General features: G+C 54.8%; 15 protein-coding genes. 7 read left to right on the top strand and 8 right to left on the bottom strand.

The annotated features are described in order from the left end of the window. Both JO226_RS15250 and JO226_RS15245 read right to left on the bottom strand, forming a co-directional pair. A partial coding sequence (locus tag JO226_RS15250) for a biotin/lipoyl-binding protein (RefSeq protein ID WP_293602389.1) occupies nucleotides 1-366 on the bottom strand: 366 nt, incomplete at its 3' end. Between the two features lie 19 nt (nucleotides 367-385). Next, nucleotides 386-661, bottom strand: coding sequence for a YtcA family lipoprotein (locus JO226_RS15245; protein ID WP_293602388.1), 276 nt, complete (start codon nucleotides 659-661; stop codon nucleotides 386-388). A gap of 322 nt (nucleotides 662-983) precedes the next feature. On the opposite strand from JO226_RS15245, the gene JO226_RS15240 reads away from it, so the two are divergent. Continuing rightward, nucleotides 984-2,177: an anaerobic sulfatase maturase gene (locus tag JO226_RS15240; protein ID WP_293602387.1), complete on the top strand. Its 1,194-nt coding sequence runs from the start codon at nucleotides 984-986 to the stop codon at nucleotides 2,175-2,177. Nucleotides 2,178-2,220: 43 nt separating this feature from the next. On the opposite strand, the gene JO226_RS15235 is transcribed toward JO226_RS15240, so the two are convergent. Beyond that, nucleotides 2,221-3,873, bottom strand: coding sequence for a sulfatase-like hydrolase/transferase (locus JO226_RS15235; RefSeq protein WP_293602386.1), 1,653 nt, complete (start codon nucleotides 3,871-3,873; stop codon nucleotides 2,221-2,223). Between the two features lie 400 nt (nucleotides 3,874-4,273). Continuing rightward, nucleotides 4,274-6,553, bottom strand: coding sequence for an NADP-dependent oxaloacetate-decarboxylating malate dehydrogenase (gene maeB / locus JO226_RS15230; protein WP_293602385.1), 2,280 nt, complete (start codon nucleotides 6,551-6,553; stop codon nucleotides 4,274-4,276). 273 nt (nucleotides 6,554-6,826) lie between these two features. On the opposite strand from maeB, the gene tal reads away from it, so the two are divergent. Continuing rightward, nucleotides 6,827-7,777 (top strand): transaldolase, encoded by a 951-nt coding sequence (gene tal / locus JO226_RS15225; protein ID WP_293602384.1) that lies wholly within the window; start codon nucleotides 6,827-6,829, stop codon nucleotides 7,775-7,777. Nucleotides 7,778-7,797: 20 nt separating this feature from the next. Then, on the top strand, nucleotides 7,798-9,792 hold the full coding sequence (tkt, locus tag JO226_RS15220; protein WP_293602383.1) for a transketolase: 1,995 nt from the start codon (nucleotides 7,798-7,800) through the stop codon (nucleotides 9,790-9,792). On the opposite strand, the gene JO226_RS15215 is transcribed toward tkt, so the two are convergent. Then, complete coding sequence (locus JO226_RS15215; protein WP_293602382.1) at nucleotides 9,782-10,828, bottom strand: DUF1176 domain-containing protein; 1,047 nt, start codon at nucleotides 10,826-10,828, stop codon at nucleotides 9,782-9,784. The two genes, tkt and JO226_RS15215, sit on opposite strands and share 11 nt — an antisense overlap. Before the next feature lie 76 nt (nucleotides 10,829-10,904). Then, nucleotides 10,905-11,480, bottom strand: coding sequence for a GDP-mannose pyrophosphatase NudK (gene nudK / locus JO226_RS15210; protein WP_293602381.1), 576 nt, complete (start codon nucleotides 11,478-11,480; stop codon nucleotides 10,905-10,907). Nucleotides 11,481-11,696: 216 nt separating this feature from the next. On the opposite strand from nudK, the gene acrD reads away from it, so the two are divergent. Continuing rightward, on the top strand, nucleotides 11,697-14,810 hold the full coding sequence (gene acrD / locus JO226_RS15205; RefSeq protein ID WP_293602380.1) for a multidrug efflux RND transporter permease AcrD: 3,114 nt from the start codon (nucleotides 11,697-11,699) through the stop codon (nucleotides 14,808-14,810). A gap of 82 nt (nucleotides 14,811-14,892) precedes the next feature. Here acrD and ypfM read toward each other — a convergent pair whose 3' ends face one another. After that, nucleotides 14,893-14,952, bottom strand: a complete 60-nt coding sequence (gene ypfM, locus JO226_RS15200; protein WP_015572204.1) for a protein YpfM — start codon at nucleotides 14,950-14,952, stop codon at nucleotides 14,893-14,895. A gap of 334 nt (nucleotides 14,953-15,286) precedes the next feature. On the opposite strand from ypfM, the gene JO226_RS15195 reads away from it, so the two are divergent. Genes JO226_RS15195 through JO226_RS15185 form a run of 3 tightly spaced genes read left to right on the top strand, consistent with a single transcriptional unit; the run spans nucleotide 15,287 to nucleotide 16,995 of the window. Beyond that, nucleotides 15,287-15,643: an ArsC family reductase gene (locus JO226_RS15195; protein ID WP_293602379.1), complete on the top strand. Its 357-nt coding sequence runs from the start codon at nucleotides 15,287-15,289 to the stop codon at nucleotides 15,641-15,643. A 3-nt stretch (nucleotides 15,644-15,646) separates the two neighbouring features. Next, nucleotides 15,647-16,774: a succinyl-diaminopimelate desuccinylase gene (gene dapE / locus JO226_RS15190; RefSeq protein WP_293602378.1), complete on the top strand. Its 1,128-nt coding sequence runs from the start codon at nucleotides 15,647-15,649 to the stop codon at nucleotides 16,772-16,774. A 26-nt stretch (nucleotides 16,775-16,800) separates the two neighbouring features. Next, nucleotides 16,801-16,995: a YpfN family protein gene (locus JO226_RS15185; RefSeq protein ID WP_293602377.1), complete on the top strand. Its 195-nt coding sequence runs from the start codon at nucleotides 16,801-16,803 to the stop codon at nucleotides 16,993-16,995. A 63-nt stretch (nucleotides 16,996-17,058) separates the two neighbouring features. Here the strand turns inward: JO226_RS15185 and ypfH are convergent, their stop codons facing one another. After that, entirely contained in the window at nucleotides 17,059-17,757 is a 699-nt protein-coding gene (gene ypfH, locus JO226_RS15180; RefSeq protein ID WP_293602376.1) for an esterase, read from the bottom strand. Nucleotides 17,758-17,767 lie beyond the last annotated feature (10 nt).

The following is a 17,767-nucleotide window of genomic DNA, read 5'->3' as shown; positions in this document are numbered from 1 at the left end:
TGCCGCCTGGACGGAGTCAGCGCCAAATTTCTGCGCATCGACGCTGCGCTGCGTCAGCATAATCTGTTTATCAAGTGCCGCGAGTGCGGCTTCCGCTTTTGCCAGGTTGGCCTCATACTGGCGGGGATCGATGCGAAAAAGCAGATCGCCCTGCCTGACCAACTGATTATCTTTTACCGCCAACTCTACAATGCGGCCATTAACCTCGGGTACAACGTCGATGGTATCAGCAGCAGCATAGGCGTCATCAGTCGATGGAGAGTGATGAACTCGCCAGATAACAAAAGCCAGAACCATTAACGTCAGCACAACCAGAATCAGAGCGGGTATCTTTTTAGCGGGGTTTTTCTTCAGCGAACTTTCCATGGGCGCATCTCAACATGAATTAAAAAAATAACAGCCAACACAGCATGGAGAAGAGGGCAAACAGGCTGGTATAGACAAGCGCGGGAAGACCCGGCTGCACATTTCTTTTTAAAATGAATCGCCGGGCGATCAAGGTCACGATGACACCCGCAATGATGCAAAATAACCAATCGGGATAATAAGCACCGATGACGGATATCGACGGTGACAGCGAACAGCCTGTTAATAGCAAGACAGGCGTATACCAGCAAAATTTTTCTAGTCGTGTCACAACATACGATTTAAATGCTTGCATAATGAAATCTACCCAGACTATTGCTAACAATATCTCTGATGAATAACACAATATAAAGAGGATGGAATTATGGCGACTTTCCCATGAGAGAGGAATATATTTATCGTGCAATCGCACGCATAACTTATTCGATGAATTTATTTTTCAATAAAACTCATAATCACCTTGAATATAATCAGAATTGCAACCTGACATCCGAAGTGTCAATATATAACATCTCTTTTTATTACGATTCGCCGTAATTATACCAGCGCTAATACCGACATTATCTTATTCATATGAATCCCATGAATGAGATAAAATTTTTATGGATAAATACTGTATGTCTCAAAACACCGTAACCCGCGCATTTCATGCCATGGCGAAACCCAGCGGCCCCGACTGTAACCTGAATTGCGCCTACTGTTTCTATCTCGAAAAGCATGCTTTGTATGAATCGAGTACACAACCACGCATGAGCGAGGCCATCCTGGAACGGTATGTACGCGATTACATCGCCTCAGTCGAACCGGAGTCTGAGGTCGCCTTTACCTGGCAAGGCGGGGAGCCGACGCTGTTGGGGCTAAATTTTTATCGTCATGCCGTCGCCTTACAGGCCAAATACGGTGCAGGCCGCAAGATCACTAACAGTTTTCAAACCAATGGCATTTTGCTGGACGATGAGTGGTGTGCGTTTTTTGTCCGCCATCATTTTTTGATTGGACTGTCGCTTGATGGACCCGAAGAGATTCATAACGAGTACCGTCTGACGAAAAAAGGCCGTCCAACGCATAAACTGGTTATGCGCGCCTTAGCCCGGCTTCAGCGACATGGGGTGCAGTATAACGTGCTGGCATGCGTGAACCGCCGCAGTGCCCAATCCCCCGAAAAAGTATACGATTTTCTCGTCGCCAGCGGAGTTCAATTTATCCAGTTTCTCCCTGTTGTTGAACGGTGCCACACCAGCAATACAGTGACGGACTGGTCAGTTCCCCCTAAAGACTATGGTGCGTTTCTCTGTAAAATTTTCGACCGCTGGATTGCACGCGACGTAGGTCGCGTTTTCGTGATGAACATTGAATGGGCGTTCGCTAACTTCGTTGGCGCGCCGGGCGCTGTTTGTCATCATCAACCGACCTGCGGGCGTTCTGTTATTGTCGAGCATAACGGCGATGTCTACGCCTGCGATCACTATGTCTATCCGCAATACCATTTAGGGAATATCTGCGACCATACTTTCGCCGCTATGCTGGATTCCCACCAGCAAGTGACCTTTGGAGAGGAAAAACTCACAACATTGCCCGAGCAGTGCCAAAAATGCCCGGTACTCAGAGCATGCTGGGGCGGCTGCCCGAAGCATCGTTTCGCGTTAACAAAAGAAGGGAAACCAGGCGTGAATTATCTCTGCGAGGGCTTTCGGCTCTACTTTCAACATTTACCGCCCTATCTGAAGGCCATGGCTGACTTGATAGCTATCGGTCGTCCCGCAAGCGATATCATGCAGGCACATTTACATCACACTAAAACCCGGATGTAAAACGCCAGCCTTCTGAAGAAGGCTGGCTTTCATTCCCGGCATTTTACATTTTAATCTGTACCTTAGGCGGGTATTTCTTCAAAATTTCCATGTAGTTATGAGCTTCTGCTTGCAATGGAACGCCCATCGGTATGTGTCGAATACCAACACTGTCGTCTTCCTGCGGATTGGTATACAGGTTAAATATCATCGTTCCAGCAGTCCTCATCACCGCGCCGGTGAACCCGCCCTGATAACCCGTCTGCGTGAAAGCGAAAGGTTGCTGAATAAGCAGGTGATATTTGAATTCATCAATACGAACGGCGGATAACTCACCATTGAGGAAATAGTGCTCAGCCTTACGGTTGGACTGCCCGTTTGCACCAATGAAGAACGATGATTGATCAACGCCATCAATAAACGTTTTCGCAGGGATCAGTTTATCCAGTTTTGCGCCAGGAAATCCTGCTAACGCGAGACTGGTGGGGAATAAATCCGCCAAATCCACAATACCGTCAGATTTACGCGGCTGAACCATTCCTTTACAGTAAACAAAGGTGGGTACACGAACACCTCCTTCCCAGGTTGAGCCTTTCGCACCACGGAACGGCGTACGCCCATGCGGGGGTATCTCTGCTTCCGGCCCATTGTCGGAGGTCAAGACAATCAGCGTATTGTCCAACTGTCCACTGGTCTCCAGCGCCTTATACAGATTGGCGAAGACATCGTTCATCTCCACGATACAATCACTGTAAGAAGTCCGTGCTGGAGAACGTCCTGCATAATAAGCATTGGGATAGTTGTCAAAATGGCAACCACGCGTTCCATAATAGAGGAAGAAAGGTTTGTCTTTATTCGCCATCTTATTAATAAATTCAACACCATACTTCATCCAACGCTGATCGAGATCTTCCATATACTTCGGTGTGATTTCGGCAACCGCTTCCTCCTTACCGCCACGTACCGCATGAACATCGTTTTTATCAAATGGCAGATTTTTAATATATTGAGTACGAGAAGGGCTTAGCGCCACCTCCGGGTTGACATGCGGGTCGCGCCATTCTGTGTACATATCCGACACTGAATTAAAGCCACGGAAGTCGTCAAAGCCAACATTTTGCGGCTGCGACCCTGTGTTCTCACCCATATGCCATTTGCCGATCGCCTGGGTGACGTAACCCTGATCGTGCAGCAGCTGTGGCAGCGTCGTCAGACCTTCCAGCCCACCAGGCATACCATACATTGGCGGCATAAGAATGCCATGATGAACAGAATATTGGCCTGTCATTATGGTTGCGCGTGTCGGAGAAGAGCTCGGTTGCGAATACGCGGATGTCAGGATCAACCCCTGGCTGGCCACCGCATCAATATCAGGTGTGGGATTACCAACCGCCTCTCCCCCACCGTTGAACCCCATATCCATCCAGCCCACATCATCAAGGATAAACACCACAATATTGGGTTTCTTACCGGTTTTTTTCTCTAACTCAGCCAACTTTTGTTGCGTCTCTTTATCCTGTGAGGGATGAGATATAACCGGCATCATATTGTCAGCGATTTTTGTCGTTGGCGTAGTAATGTATTGGTTAGGGTGATCGTACCCGTTAAACCCGTGCCGCGCCGTCGCTGTTGCTGGCGATTCCGCTGCGTTAACAGCCAGAGGAATCGCGGCAGCTACGGCTATTGCCAGCAGCCTGCGAGAAAATATAAAGTCCATAATTATAGCTCCATTTAATTTCACCCTCCCGACAAGGGAGTATGATGATAAGTGAGCAAAAGCCATGACCTTAACAATCAGAGTCTGCAACGCAATGGTTAACACTACACAAACACGTAATATGAGACGCTCACTTGTGAATGGTCATAGATTCACCCATGCCCGCACAATATAACCCCCTCTCTCATTTTGTAAATATTACAATGCCGTCAACATTAACAACCCACCATTTTAAAATGTAAATTTTATTAATTAAGCCACCTCGCAAAACCAATAAACCAATTATCATGAATATATTTGCAAACAAATATTCATGATAATTATTAACTCACATTCACCTTGAGAATATAAAAATAAAATGGCGCGGGAGAAACCCGCGCCGGAATGAATTAAAAATAAATTACAGCGGCTGCGTCTGTGCCTCGACCACCGCCAGCGCCACCATATTGACGATACGGCGAACGGAGGCGATCGGCGTCAACACGTGCACCGGTTTCGCTACCCCCATCAGCACCGGTCCGACGGTTACCCCTTCAGAACTGGAAACGCGCAGCAGGTTATAGCTGATGCGCGCGGCTTCCATATTCGGCATCACCAGAATATTGGCGGCGCCTTTCAGCGGGCTGTCCGGCATCCGGTCGAGACGAATGCTCTCCACCAGCGCGGCATCGCCGTGCATTTCGCCGTCAATCATCAGCTCAGGGTCACGCTCGCGCACCAGCGCCAGGGTGGTGCGCATTTTGGTCGCCGCCGGACAGTTGGAGGAGCCAAAGTTGGAGTGTGACAGCAGCGCCACGCGCGGTTCAATACCGAAACGACGCACGGTTTCCGCCGCCATCAGGGTAATATCCGCCAGCTGTTCCGCCGTCGGATCGTCGTTGACGTAGGTGTCGGCGATAAAGGTGTTGCCGCTTGGCAGCAGCAACGCGTTCATGGCGCCTGCGGTCTGTACGCCGTCACGGTAGCCAAACAGCGGCTGGATAACGTTAAAGTGCTCGTGATAATCGCCCACGGTGCCGCAAATCATCGCGTCCGCTTCGCCACGCTGCACCATGATGGCACCGATCACCGTAGTGTTGCTGATCACATGACGCTGCGCCTGCTCCTGGGTGATGCCGCGGCGCTTCATAATGTGGTAGTACTCGCTCCAGTACTCTTTAAAACGCGGGTCCGACTCGTTGTTTACGATTTCAAAATCCACGCCCGGTTTGATCTGCAGACCCAGCTTCTGGATACGCATTTCAATCACGTTCGGACGGCCAATCAGAATCGGTTTCGCCAGCCCCAGCGTAATCATCTCCTGGGTGGCGTGCAGAACGCGGGTATCTTCCCCTTCCGCCAGCACCACGCGTTTGGGCTCTTTACGCGCCTGGGAGAAAATCGGCTTCATGAACAGGTTGGTTTTATATACAAACTCGCTCAGCTTGTCTTCGTAAGCGCTAAAGTCTTCGATAGGACGCGTCGCCACACCGGACACCATCGCCGCTTTGGCGACCGCTGGCGCAATCTTCACGATAAGACGCGGGTCGAACGGTTTTGGAATGATGTATTCCGGACCAAAGCTCAGATCCTGATCGCCATAGGCCGATGCCACAACTTCGCTCTGCTCGGCGTGCGCCAGTTCAGCAATCGCCTGCACGGCGGCAAGTTTCATCTCTTCGTTGATGGCCGTCGCGCCAACATCCAGCGCCCCGCGGAAAATGAACGGGAAGCACAGTACGTTGTTCACCTGGTTAGGATAGTCGGAACGACCGGTACAGATAATCGCGTCCGGGCGAACCGCTTTCGCCAGCGGCGGCAGAATTTCCGGCTCCGGGTTCGCCAGCGCCAGAATCATCGGCGCGCGCGCCATTTTCTTCACCATCTCAGGGGTCAGCACCTTCGGTCCGGAACAACCGAGGAAAATATCGGCGCCGTCAATCACATCGTCCAGCGTGCGCTTGCCGTCATCCACCACCGCGTAGGCCGCTTTCGTCTCTACCATATTGGGCTCGCGGCCCTGGTAGATAACGCCTTTCGAGTCACAGACCACGATGTTGTGTTTCTGCATCCCCAGCGCCACCAGCAGGTTCATACAGGCAATCGCCGCCGCCCCTGCCCCGGAAACCACCATACGGACGTCGGAAAGATTCTTCTCCACCACGCGCAGACCGTTGAGGATAGCGGCGGTACTGATGATCGCCGTCCCGTGCTGGTCGTCGTGGAAAACCGGAATATTCATGCGCTCGCGCAGCTTCTGCTCAATGTAGAAACATTCAGGCGCCTTAATGTCTTCAAGGTTGATGCCGCCAAACGTCGGCTCAAGGGCGGCGACCACGTCGATAAGCTTATCCGGATCGTGCTCATCAACCTCGATATCGAACACGTCGATACCGGCGAATTTCTTAAACAGCACCCCTTTACCTTCCATCACCGGCTTACCGGCCAGCGCGCCGATATTGCCAAGGCCCAGCACCGCCGTACCGTTGGACACCACCGCCACCAGGTTGCCGCGCGCGGTGTATTTGTACGCTGCCAGGGGATCTTTTTCGATTTCGAGACACGGTGCGGCAACGCCTGGCGAATAGGCCAGCGCCAGATCGCGCTGCGTCGCCAGAGGCTTCGTTGGAGAGACCTGGATTTTCCCCGGGATCGGGAATTCATGGAAGTCGAGAGCACTTTGTTTTAACTGGTCATCCATTTAATGTTCCTTTCACGTAGCGTTCTGTAGGTAGGAATGCGTTTCAGCGTCTCCTGGTGCTAACCATTAAGTATCGCCGTTGAGCGCGTCATAAACTTTGAAGGCCGCCATATTCCCGGCATCGCAGCAGTTTTTTTGTTATCAATTTTTAACACCCATGTTACCGGGTATCAAAAGCAACACCATCCCCGTCTGCTATGCTTTTTTGTTATGCACGTCATGACTTTTCCAGAAACACGAGCGTAAAAGCTCCGCTTTTAAGGAGACTTTTTCATGAATCAGCTAGACGGCATTAAACAATACACCACCGTCGTCGCCGACAGCGGCGATATCGAGTCAATTCGGCATTATCAGCCGGAAGATGCCACCACCAACCCCTCCCTGCTGCTAAAAGCCGTCGGGCTGGCGCAGTACGCCCCGCTCATTGATGACGCCGTGGCCTGGGCTAAACAGCAGAGCAGCCACCGCGAGCAGCGCGTGATTGACGCCTGCGATAAGCTGGCGATTAACGTCGGCGTCGAGATCCTCAAAAGCATCCCCGGACGCGTTTCGACGGAAGTGGACGCCCACCTCTCTTTCGATAAAGAAAAAAGCATCAATAAAGCCCAACGGCTGATCGCGCTGTACGCCGCCCAGGGAATTGATAAATCACGGGTACTGATAAAGCTGGCGTCCACCTGGGAGGGGATCCGCGCCGCCGAGGTGCTGGAAAAAGAGGGCATTCACTGCAACCTGACGCTGCTGTTCTCCTTTGCCCAGGCGCGCGCCTGCGCCGAAGCGGGCGTTTTTCTGATATCACCGTTTGTCGGGCGCATCTACGACTGGTATCAGCAGCGCGAACCGATGGACCCGTACGTGGCGGAGAATGACCCCGGCGTCAGATCGGTACGCAATATTTACGATTATTTCAAACAGCACCGCTATGACACCATCGTCATGGGCGCCAGCTTCCGCCGCACCGAGCAGATCCTCGCGCTGGTCGGCTGTGACCGCCTGACCATCGCCCCTGCCCTGCTGAAATCGCTGCAGGAGAGCGATGCGCCGGTCATCCGCAAGCTGGTTCCGCCTTCGCTGTATTTCCAACATCCGGTCGCGATGAGCGAAACCGAATTCCGCTGGGAGCATAACCAGGACGCCATGGCGGTGGATAAGCTGGCGGAAGGTATCCGCCTGTTCGCCGTCGATCAGCGCAAACTGGAAGATCTACTGGCGGCCAAACTGTAACTTTTGCCACGGAGTTAACTATGTCCCGAAGAGAGCTTGCTAACGCGATTCGCGCCCTGAGTATGGATGCCGTGCAAAAAGCCAATTCCGGCCATCCCGGCGCGCCGATGGGAATGGCGGATATCGCCGAAGTGCTGTGGAACGATTTTCTCAAACACAACCCAAACGATCCCCACTGGTACGATCGCGACCGCTTTATTTTATCCAACGGTCACGCCTCCATGTTGCTCTACAGCCTGTTGCACCTGAGCGGCTATGACCTGCCGATATCTGAGTTGAAAAACTTCCGTCAGTTGCACTCCAAAACGCCAGGCCACCCGGAGCTCGGCTATACGCCTGGCGTAGAAACCACCACCGGACCGCTGGGCCAGGGGCTGGCGAATGCCGTCGGTATGGCGATTGCCGAACGGACGCTGGCCGCGCAGTTCAATCAGCCGGGTCATGAGATAGTTGATCACTACACCTGGGTGTTTATGGGCGACGGCTGCCTGATGGAGGGAGTCTCTCACGAGGCCTGTTCGCTGGCGGGAACACTGGGACTCGGCAAGCTGATTGGCTTTTACGATCACAACGGCATCTCGATTGACGGAGAAACCAAAGGCTGGTTTACCGACGATACCGCCAGACGCTTCGAAGCCTATCACTGGCACGTCATTCATGATATCGACGGTCATGACCCGCAGGCGGTAAAGCGCGCCATCGAAGAGGCCCAGCGCGTGAAAGATAAGCCATCGCTTATCATGTGCCGGACCATTATCGGCTTCGGCTCGCCGAACAAAGCGGGTAAAGAGGAGGCTCACGGCGCGGCGCTGGGCGAAGAAGAAGTCGCACTGGCGCGCCTGCAACTCGGCTGGAAGTACCCGGCGTTTGAAATCCCTCGCGAAATCTACAGCGCCTGGGATGCCCGGGACAAAGGTGAAAAAGCGCAGCACGGCTGGAACGAGAAGTTCGCGGCCTACGAGAAAGCGCATCCGCATCTGGCGGCGGAGCTCGTGCGCCGTATGCGCGGCGAACTGCCTGACAACTGGCAGCAGGTGACCCACGACTGGATTGCCAGAATGCAGTCAGAACCGGCGAAGATAGCCAGCCGCAAAGCCTCACAAAACACCCTCAACGCCTATGGCCCTGACCTGCCGGAACTGCTCGGCGGCTCGGCGGATCTGGCGCCCAGCAACCTGACTATCTGGAAAGGTTCTCGCTCGATTAAAGAGGACCACGCGGGCAACTACCTGCACTACGGCGTGCGCGAATTCGGGATGACCGCTATCGCCAACGGCATCGCGCATCACGGCGGGTTTATCCCCTATACCGCCACGTTCCTGATGTTCGTCGAATACGCCCGCAACGCCGCGCGCATGGCGGCGCTGATGAAGGCGCACCAGATTATGGTCTACACCCATGACTCCATCGGACTTGGGGAAGACGGCCCGACGCATCAGGCGGTGGAACAACTCGCCAGCCTGCGGCTTACCCCTAACTTCAGCACCTGGCGGCCATGCGATCAGGTCGAAACTGCGGTCGCCTGGAAGGCCGCCGTTGAGCGCAACCACGGTCCGACGGCATTGATTTTGTCGCGGCAAAACCTGCTGCAGATGGCGCGTTCTGTGGAGCAGGTACAGGCCATCGCCCGCGGCGGATATGTGTTAAAAGACGCGGGCGGTAAACCAGACCTGATTCTTATCGCCACCGGTTCGGAGGTGGAAATCACCGTACAGGCCGCCGAAACGCTGCGGGCGGAAGGGGTGAACGTGAGGGTGGTATCGCTGCCGTCAACCGACGTGTTTGACGCCCAGGACGCTCAGTACCGCGAGTCGGTGCTGCCGTCAGGCGTCACCGCCCGGGTGGCGGTAGAGGCCGGGATCGCCGACTACTGGTACAAATACGTCGGTCTCAAGGGGGCTATCGTCGGCATGACGCAGTACGGTGAATCTGCGCCTGCGGACAAACTGTTCCCGCATTTCGGCTTCACCGTCGACAACGTGCTCGCGAAGGCGAGAAAAGTACTTAACGGGTGATCCACAGCGTGGGCCAGGCATCTGGCCCCTGCCAGTTATCGCACACCGGCATACCGGCATACCGCACCAGGCGAAAGCGCTGGCCATCATAGCGCCAGCGCGTTTGCACGCCGCAGTCGCCTGCGCCTCGCAGCTTCTCAAGGGTCGTCAGCTCCTGCGTGTTACCGTCAAAGCTGGCGTTCACCAGCTCAATTTCGCGGTTGTCGCTGTCCGGGGGCAGAAACGGCAGACGCAGGTTTATCTGCCGGGCGGCAAACGGTTTTTCGCGGGAGACCAGCCAGGCCAGGTAAATGGTGTTGTACGCGCCGGATTCGCAGCTCTGGATCAGCAGCGCTTTTTCATCGGTCAGCGGCGTGACCCAAATTTCACGGCGCTGAGGATCGAGAGAGCAGGCGCTGTTATTCATGCGAACGTTACCGTAATCCAGCAGATCGTTGAGCTCTTCGCGACTGAACGGCGCCGCCGTTGGATTGATTCTGGCGACCGATTTCAGCGCCGGGGCAGGCGGTACGCTCAGCGGCGGATCGTCGCCTTTGCCAATCCAGGCGGTCTCGCTACCCACGCGTTTTTGCCGGTCGTCAATGAACAACAGCGCGGCTTTCAGCCCCTGCAGGGAGATGCTCTGGTTGCCCTGCTTCAGGCCGATCGCCTGCCCTTCCTGGATGTGCTGCAAAAACCGGTTGATCGTGGCGCTGTCGCTGGTGCTCAACAACCACGGCGTAAGCTGCCAGCGCTCGCCGGTCAGCGTCAGAGGTTGTCCGTCAAACAGCAGTCGCGGCGCAACGGCTGGCGTTTTGGGCAGCAGATTCTCCGGCCCGCCCAGCTCTATGCGCAGGCTGGCATCGGCGTGAGCGCCAGCGCTGCGGCCAAGGGTCATTACCAGCCCGTGATGCGTCCCGACGTTGCGGGCGAGACAGAAATTCTGGTTGTTACAGGTCACCAGCCAGTCGTCAAAGGTTTGCTGCGCAGGGGCGGCCCAGGTCAGAAATGACGGGCACCAGGCCAGAAAGAGAAGGAAAATGAAACGATAGCGCACAGAACAACCCCAGAAGAAAAAAACCACAATGCTCTGGGGTCATCCTGGCGCAACGCAGCGGTTACGCTCAATCGGATTAGTCCATTAAACCCGCATTTTGCAGGTACTGCAGCAGAATGACGGCTTTTCCATCACAAATTTCACCGCGCTTCATCATCGCCAGCGCCTCAACAAACGGCAGTTCCAGGACTTCGATAGCTTCATCCTCGACGCCGCCGCCAGCATTCGCGCGCAGGCTGTCATCATATTCGGCGATGAAGAAGTACACAATTTCGGTCACGCCGCCTGGCGACATATACAGCTCGAAAACTTTGCGCACCTCGCCGACCTGGTAGCCGGTCTCTTCGATGGCCTCTTTGCGGATACAGGCTTCCGGCTCGTCGTCATCCAGCAGACCCGCGCAGGTTTCTATCAGCATGCCGTTTTCATTACCATTGACCCAGGTGGCGATACGGAACTGGCGTACCAGCACTACCGTCTGCTTGCGCGGGTTATAGAGCAGAATTGTAGCTCCATTGCCCCGGTCGTAGACCTCTCGTTTATGGTGGATGACTTCGCCATTTTTTTGCGTTAAATCGTAGGTGATATTGCGTAACACGAAATAGTTGTCTGACAGGATCTTATCTTTGATAACCTCAATTTTAAACGACATACGGTCTCCTCAGCGTCAGAATGAGCAAACATCTTACGCCGCCGATCCCGGTTTGTCGTCAGCGGGCCACGTCTGTTTTTGTATGGCTATGCGCAAAAGCGGCATGATAATTTACAATATCTCCTTAATTTCTCCACGTTTGCTTCAGGCCATACCGCTACAGTGTGCGAAGCCGTGTCATAACAAGAAAATGAGCAAAATGAGGTCCTGATTCCAATGGCGAATTTCTTTATCGATCGCCCCATTTTTGCCTGGGTACTGGCCATCCTGTTGTGCCTGACAGGAACCCTGGCAATTCTATCGCTACCCGTTGAACAATACCCCGATCTGGCGCCGCCGAACGTGCGTATTACGGCCAACTACCCGGGTGCTTCGGCGCAGACGCTGGAGAATACCGTGACGCAGGTTATTGAGCAGAATATGACCGGGCTCGATAACCTGATGTACATGTCCTCGCAGAGCAGCTCCGCAGGCCAGGCGACGATCACCCTTACCTTTAGCGCCGGGACGGACCCCAACGAAGCGATGCAACAGGTGCAAAACCAGCTGCAATCGGCAATGAAAAAACTGCCGCAAGCCGTTCAGGACCAGGGCGTGACGGTGCGTAAAACCGGTGATACCAACATCCTGACCATCGCGTTCGTGTCGACTGACGGCAGTATGGATAAGCAGGATATTGCCGACTACGTCGCCAGTAACATCCAGGAGCCGCTCAGCCGTATTAACGGCGTAGGGGATATTTCGGCCTACGGTTCGCAATATTCGATGCGTATCTGGCTCGACCCGGCGAAGCTCACCAGCTACCAGTTGACCACCAAAGACGTCACCGACGCCATCTCATCGCAGAACGCGCAAATTGCCGTCGGCCAGCTTGGGGGGACGCCCTCCGTCGATAAGCAGGCGCTGAACGCGACGATTAACGCCCAGTCGCTGCTGCAAACGCCGCAGCAGTTCCGGGATATTACCCTGCGCGTCAATCAGGACGGATCGCTGGTGACGCTTGGCGATGTCGCTAAAGTCGAGCTGGGCGCGGAAAATTATGACTATCTTAGTTTTTACAACCGCAACCAGGCCTCCGGTCTGGGCATCCAACTGGCATCCGGCGCCAACGAGATGCAAACCGCCGAGCTGGTGCTAAACAGACTGGATCAGCTGTCGCACTATTTCCCGCACGGGCTGGAGTACAAAATCGCCTACGAGACCACCTCCTTCGTGAAGGCGTCAATCCACGATGTGGTGAAGACGCTGCTCGAAGCTATCGCGCTGGTGTTCCTGGTGATGTACCTGTTTTTGCAAAACTTCCGCGCCACGCTGATCCCAACCATCGCGGTACCGGTGGTGCTGATGGGCACCTTCTCCATCCTGTTCGCCTGCGGTTACAGTATTAACACCCTGACGATGTTTGCGATGGTGCTGGCGATAGGGCTGCTGGTGGATGACGCTATCGTGGTAGTGGAAAACGTCGAACGCATCATGAGCGCCGAAGGGCTTTCGCCCAAAGAGGCGACCCGCAAATCTATGGGACAGATACAGGGCGCGCTGGTGGGGATCGCCATGGTGCTGTCGGCGGTATTCGTGCCGATGGCTTTCTTCGGCGGCACTACCGGGGCTATCTATCGCCAGTTCTCGATTACCATCGTTTCCGCGATGGTGCTGTCGGTGCTGGTGGCGTTGATTCTCACCCCGGCGCTGTGCGCAACGCTGCTCAAACCGATACAAAAAGGCGAAGAGCACGGTAAAAAAGGTTTCTTCGGCTGGTTTAACAGGGTGTTCAATCGCAATGCCGAACGCTATGAAACTGCGGTAGGCAGGATCCTGCACCGCAGCGTGCGCTGGATGCTTATCTACGTACTGTTGCTGGGCGGCATGGTTGTGCTGTTTATGCGCCTGCCGACCTCCTTCCTGCCGCTGGAAGACCGCGGTATGTTCCTGACGTCAGTGCAGTTGCCCAGCGGCTCAACGCAGCAACAAACGCTGAAAGTGGTTAAAAAAGTGGAAGATTACTTTTTCAGCCACGAACAGGCGAACATCGCCTCGGTATTTTCAACCATCGGTTCCGGCCCCGGCGGCAACGGGCAGAATGTGGCGCGGATGTTCGTTCGACTGAAAGACTGGGGCGAACGCGATCCGAAAACCGGCACTTCCTTTGCCATTATCGAACGCGCCACCAACGCGTTTAACCAGATAAACGAAGCCCGCGTCTTTGCGAACAACCCGCCTGCCATCAGCGGTCTGGGCAGTTCAGCTGGTTTCGACATGGAGCTTCAGGATCACGCCGGTCAGGGTCATGCGGCGCTGATGGCGGCCCGCGATAAGCTTTTGTCGCTGGCCGCTAACAACGACCAGCTCACCCGCGTGCGTCACAACGGCCTCGACGACAGCCCGCAGCTGCAGGTGGATATCGACCAGCGAAAAGCGCGGGCGCTGGGGGTGTCTATCGACGACATCAACGATACCCTGCAAACGGCCTGGGGTTCGGACTACGTTAACGACTTTATGGACCGTGGCCGCGTGAAGAAGGTTTATGTACAGGCCGCCGCGCCGTATCGCATGCTGCCGGACGATATCAACTTGTGGTATGTGCGCAACAATAGCGGCGAAATGGTGCCGTTCTCCGCGTTTGCCACCTCGCGCTGGCAGACCGGCTCGCCGCGTCTTGAGCGTTACAACGGCTACTCTGCGCTGGAGATTATCGGCGAGGCCGCGCCGGGCGTGAGTACCGGCACCGCAATGGGCGTGATGGAGCAACTGGTCAGCCAGCTGCCGACTGGCTTTGGCCTTGAGTGGACGGCGATGTCGTACCAGGAACGTCTCTCCGGCTCCCAGGCGCCAGCGCTGTACGCTATCTCTCTGCTGGTGGTGTTCCTGTGCCTGGCGGCGCTGTATGAAAGCTGGTCTGTGCCGTTTTCCGTCATGCTGGTGGTACCGCTGGGGGTGATCGGCGCGTTGCTGGCCACCTGGATGCGCGGCCTGGAAAACGACGTTTACTTCCAGGTGGGGCTATTAACGGTCATCGGCCTGTCGGCGAAAAACGCCATTCTGATCGTAGAGTTCGCCAACGAGATGAATGCCAAAGGTCAGGATTTGCTGGCGGCGACGTTGCACGCCTGCCGCCAGCGCCTGCGTCCGATTCTCATGACCTCACTGGCGTTTGTCTTCGGCGTGCTGCCGATGGCCACCAGCACCGGGGCAGGCTCCGGTAGCCAGCACGCGGTCGGTACCGGCGTGATGGGGGGGATGATTTCCGCCACCATTCTCGCCATTTTCTTCGTACCGCTGTTCTTTGTGCTGGTTCGCCGCCGCTTCCCGCTGAAGGGGCCGCAGGAATAATCACCAGAAATAGAAAAGGCGACCTGTCGGTCGCCTTTTCTTGTCATGCTCTTTATTTAGCGCAGCGGTTTACTTCAGAAAATCATTTACGAAGCATGCCTTCAATAAAATCTTTCCAGTTCCCCAGTTCACGTTCAATCATAATGGCCTCTCTTATTATTATGGTTAGTTTAAGGAAACTCTCTCGCGATGTGAAGATCATTTAACCAATAACTATGATTGCTCCTCCTGGGGCGGATTGCAGGGTTACAGTAACTATGGCGCTATACCCACAAATTTAATGTGACTTATAGCAATATTTTGAAACACCCCTGCAAACGGGAAAAATTCGTTGTTTATGCACTTTTATTGACAATTTACTCATATAAATTCTGAACCTTTTCCCCCGCAGAACATTATCTCTCGCAACTTAATTCGCGTATTATTCCATCGAAAATTTTGAGTAATTTACCTGCGTTATACAAAAAGGATTAAACATGATCACGATGTACGGAATAAAGAACTGCGACACCATCAAAAAGGCCCGCCGCTGGCTGGAAGCCCAGCAGCTTGAATACCGTTTCCACGACTATCGCGCTGACGGTCTGGAACGTGCGCAGCTGAACGCGTTTATCGACGAACTGGGCTGGGAAGCGCTGCTGAACACCCGCGGCACCACCTGGCGTAAACTGGACGAAAACCTGCGCGCCTCGGTAACCAACGCCGATGCAGCCGCCGCGCTGATGCTGGAAATGCCGGCAATCATCAAACGCCCATTGCTCTGCGCGCCGGGTAAGCCTATGCTGCTGGGTTTCAGCGATTCCAGTTACCAAACATATTTTAACGAGGTGTAGTTTATGTCTTGCCCGGTCATTGAGCTGGCTCAGCAGCTTATTCGCCGCCCTTCCCTTAGCCCCGATGATGCAGGATGCCAGGCGCTGATGATTGAGCGCCTTCGCGCCATGGGTTTTACCGTCGAAGCGATGGACTTTGGCGACACGCAAAACTTCTGGGCGTGGCGCGGTAAGGGCGAGACCCTTGCCTTTGCCGGACACACCGATGTCGTCCCGGCGGGCGATGCGAACCGCTGGATCAACCCGCCGTTTGAACCCACTATTCGCGACGGCATGCTGTTTGGCCGCGGCGCGGCGGATATGAAAGGATCGCTGGCGGCGATGGTCGTTGCGGCAGAGCGCTTTGTCACCCAGCACCCGAATCATAAAGGACGGCTGGCGTTTCTGATAACCTCTGATGAAGAGGCCAGCGCCACCCACGGCACCGTCAAAGTGGTCGAAGCGCTAATGGCGCGCAATGAACGTCTGGACTACTGCCTGGTCGGCGAACCGTCGAGCACCGAAGTGGTCGGCGATGTGGTCAAAAACGGTCGTCGCGGCTCGCTCACCTGCAATCTGACCATTCACGGTGTTCAGGGGCATGTCGCCTACCCGCATCTGGCCGATAACCCGGTCCATCGCGCCGCGCCGATGATTAACGAGCTGGTGGCTATTGAGTGGGATAAAGGCAACGACTACTTCCCGCCGACCAGTATGCAGATTGCCAATATCCAGGCAGGCACCGGCAGCAACAACGTGATCCCAGGCGATCTTCACGTCCAGTTCAACTTCCGCTTCAGCACCGAATTGACCGACGAGACAATCAAAGCGAAAGTGGTCGCGCTGCTGGAAAAACACCAACTGCGCTACACCGTCGACTGGTGGCTCTCCGGCCAGCCGTTCCTGACCGGACGCGGCAAGCTCGTTGATGCGGTCGTCAACGCCATTGAGCACTATAATGAGGTGAAACCGCAGCTGCTGACCACCGGCGGGACGTCCGACGGACGTTTTATCGCCCGCATGGGCGCGCAGGTGGTGGAGCTGGGGCCGGTGAATGCCACCATTCATAAAATTAATGAGTGTGTGAACGCGGCCGACCTGCAGCTTCTGGCCCGCATGTATCAGCGCATTATGGAACAGCTGGTTGCTTAACGAGACATTGAAAAGAGGTATTGCACATGGACTGGCTGGCTAAATACTGGTGGACCCTGGTGCTGGTCTTTTTGGTAGGCGTTATCCTTAACGTCATCAAAGATCTCAAGCGCGTGGATCACAAAAAATTTCTCGCCAATAAACCGGATCTCCCGCCGCATCGTGATTTTAACGATAAATGGGACGATGACGACTGGCCGAAGAAAGACCAGAAGAAGTAACCCGTGCTTCGCTCTTCCCCCTCTCCCGCGCCCGGGAGAGGGCAGAGTGAAGAACGAGGGTAATCACATCAGCTCAATCACATCGTCATCTTTCGGCGTGCTGCCGCTTAACGCCTCATCGAAATAGTGCTTCGGCACGGTAAAACGCAGATGGTCGAGCGCCAGCTGCACGCTGCGGTCATCAATGGCATGGCCTAAGTCCTCCACGATATCCAGCGTCACATCGCCGCCAGCGTTCACCAGCGCTTCCTGCGCCGCCACGGCGTAGGCCAGATCAATGACCCTGTCTTCTCCGCCGTGGATCAAATGAATCGTGGTCGAGGTATCGGCATGAGACGGCAGCGTGGCATAACGACCGTTAAACGCAATGACGCGCGAGGCAAGGCCGGGTTCAGCCTTGATGCTTTCAAGCGACATAATTGCCCCTTGGGAAAAACCGATAAGCGCAGTCGCCGTCGGACCGACGCCGCTCTGCGCCTGCCAGTATTTTACGGTGTCGATAAACGTTGGCATGATGCCGTCAACACGCTGCTGGCGGTTCTCCTCCGTTACGCCCTGAACGGAAAACCACTGACGCCCCGGAACAGGCCCGCAGGGTTCAGCGCCGCCGATACTGACAATCAGCGCATCAGGAAACAAGGGTGCGAAGAAGCGGCCAATCTGTCCCATCGATACCGGGTTGTCGCCAACGCCATGAAACAACAGCAGCAACTGTTTCGCCGGAGCGGATGGGCTTTGCACAACAAAATGATCGTGTTTCATGGCAATCTCC

The sequence above is a fragment of the Pluralibacter sp. genome (genome assembly GCF_019237635.1).
GTDB lineage: Bacteria > Pseudomonadota > Gammaproteobacteria > Enterobacterales > Enterobacteriaceae > Enterobacter_B.
Note: the sequence above shows the minus strand (reverse complement) of the source record. Positions and strands in the feature narration are given on the sequence as shown.

Coding starts and splice junctions, on each gene's coding strand:
- dapE (WP_293602378.1), top strand. CDS start 15,647: ATGTCTTGCCCGGTCATTGAGCTGGCTCAGCAGCTTATTCGCCGCCCT.
- tal (WP_293602384.1), top strand. CDS start 6,827: ATGAATCAGCTAGACGGCATTAAACAATACACCACCGTCGTCGCCGAC.
- JO226_RS15235 (WP_293602386.1), bottom strand. CDS start 3,873: ATGGACTTTATATTTTCTCGCAGGCTGCTGGCAATAGCCGTAGCTGCC.
- acrD (WP_293602380.1), top strand. CDS start 11,697: ATGGCGAATTTCTTTATCGATCGCCCCATTTTTGCCTGGGTACTGGCC.
- nudK (WP_293602381.1), bottom strand. CDS start 11,480: ATGTCGTTTAAAATTGAGGTTATCAAAGATAAGATCCTGTCAGACAAC.
- maeB (WP_293602385.1), bottom strand. CDS start 6,553: ATGGATGACCAGTTAAAACAAAGTGCTCTCGACTTCCATGAATTCCCG.
- ypfH (WP_293602376.1), bottom strand. CDS start 17,757: ATGAAACACGATCATTTTGTTGTGCAAAGCCCATCCGCTCCGGCGAAA.
- JO226_RS15185 (WP_293602377.1), top strand. CDS start 16,801: ATGGACTGGCTGGCTAAATACTGGTGGACCCTGGTGCTGGTCTTTTTG.
- tkt (WP_293602383.1), top strand. CDS start 7,798: ATGTCCCGAAGAGAGCTTGCTAACGCGATTCGCGCCCTGAGTATGGAT.
- JO226_RS15245 (WP_293602388.1), bottom strand. CDS start 661: ATGCAAGCATTTAAATCGTATGTTGTGACACGACTAGAAAAATTTTGC.
- JO226_RS15240 (WP_293602387.1), top strand. CDS start 984: ATGTCTCAAAACACCGTAACCCGCGCATTTCATGCCATGGCGAAACCC.
- JO226_RS15195 (WP_293602379.1), top strand. CDS start 15,287: ATGATCACGATGTACGGAATAAAGAACTGCGACACCATCAAAAAGGCC.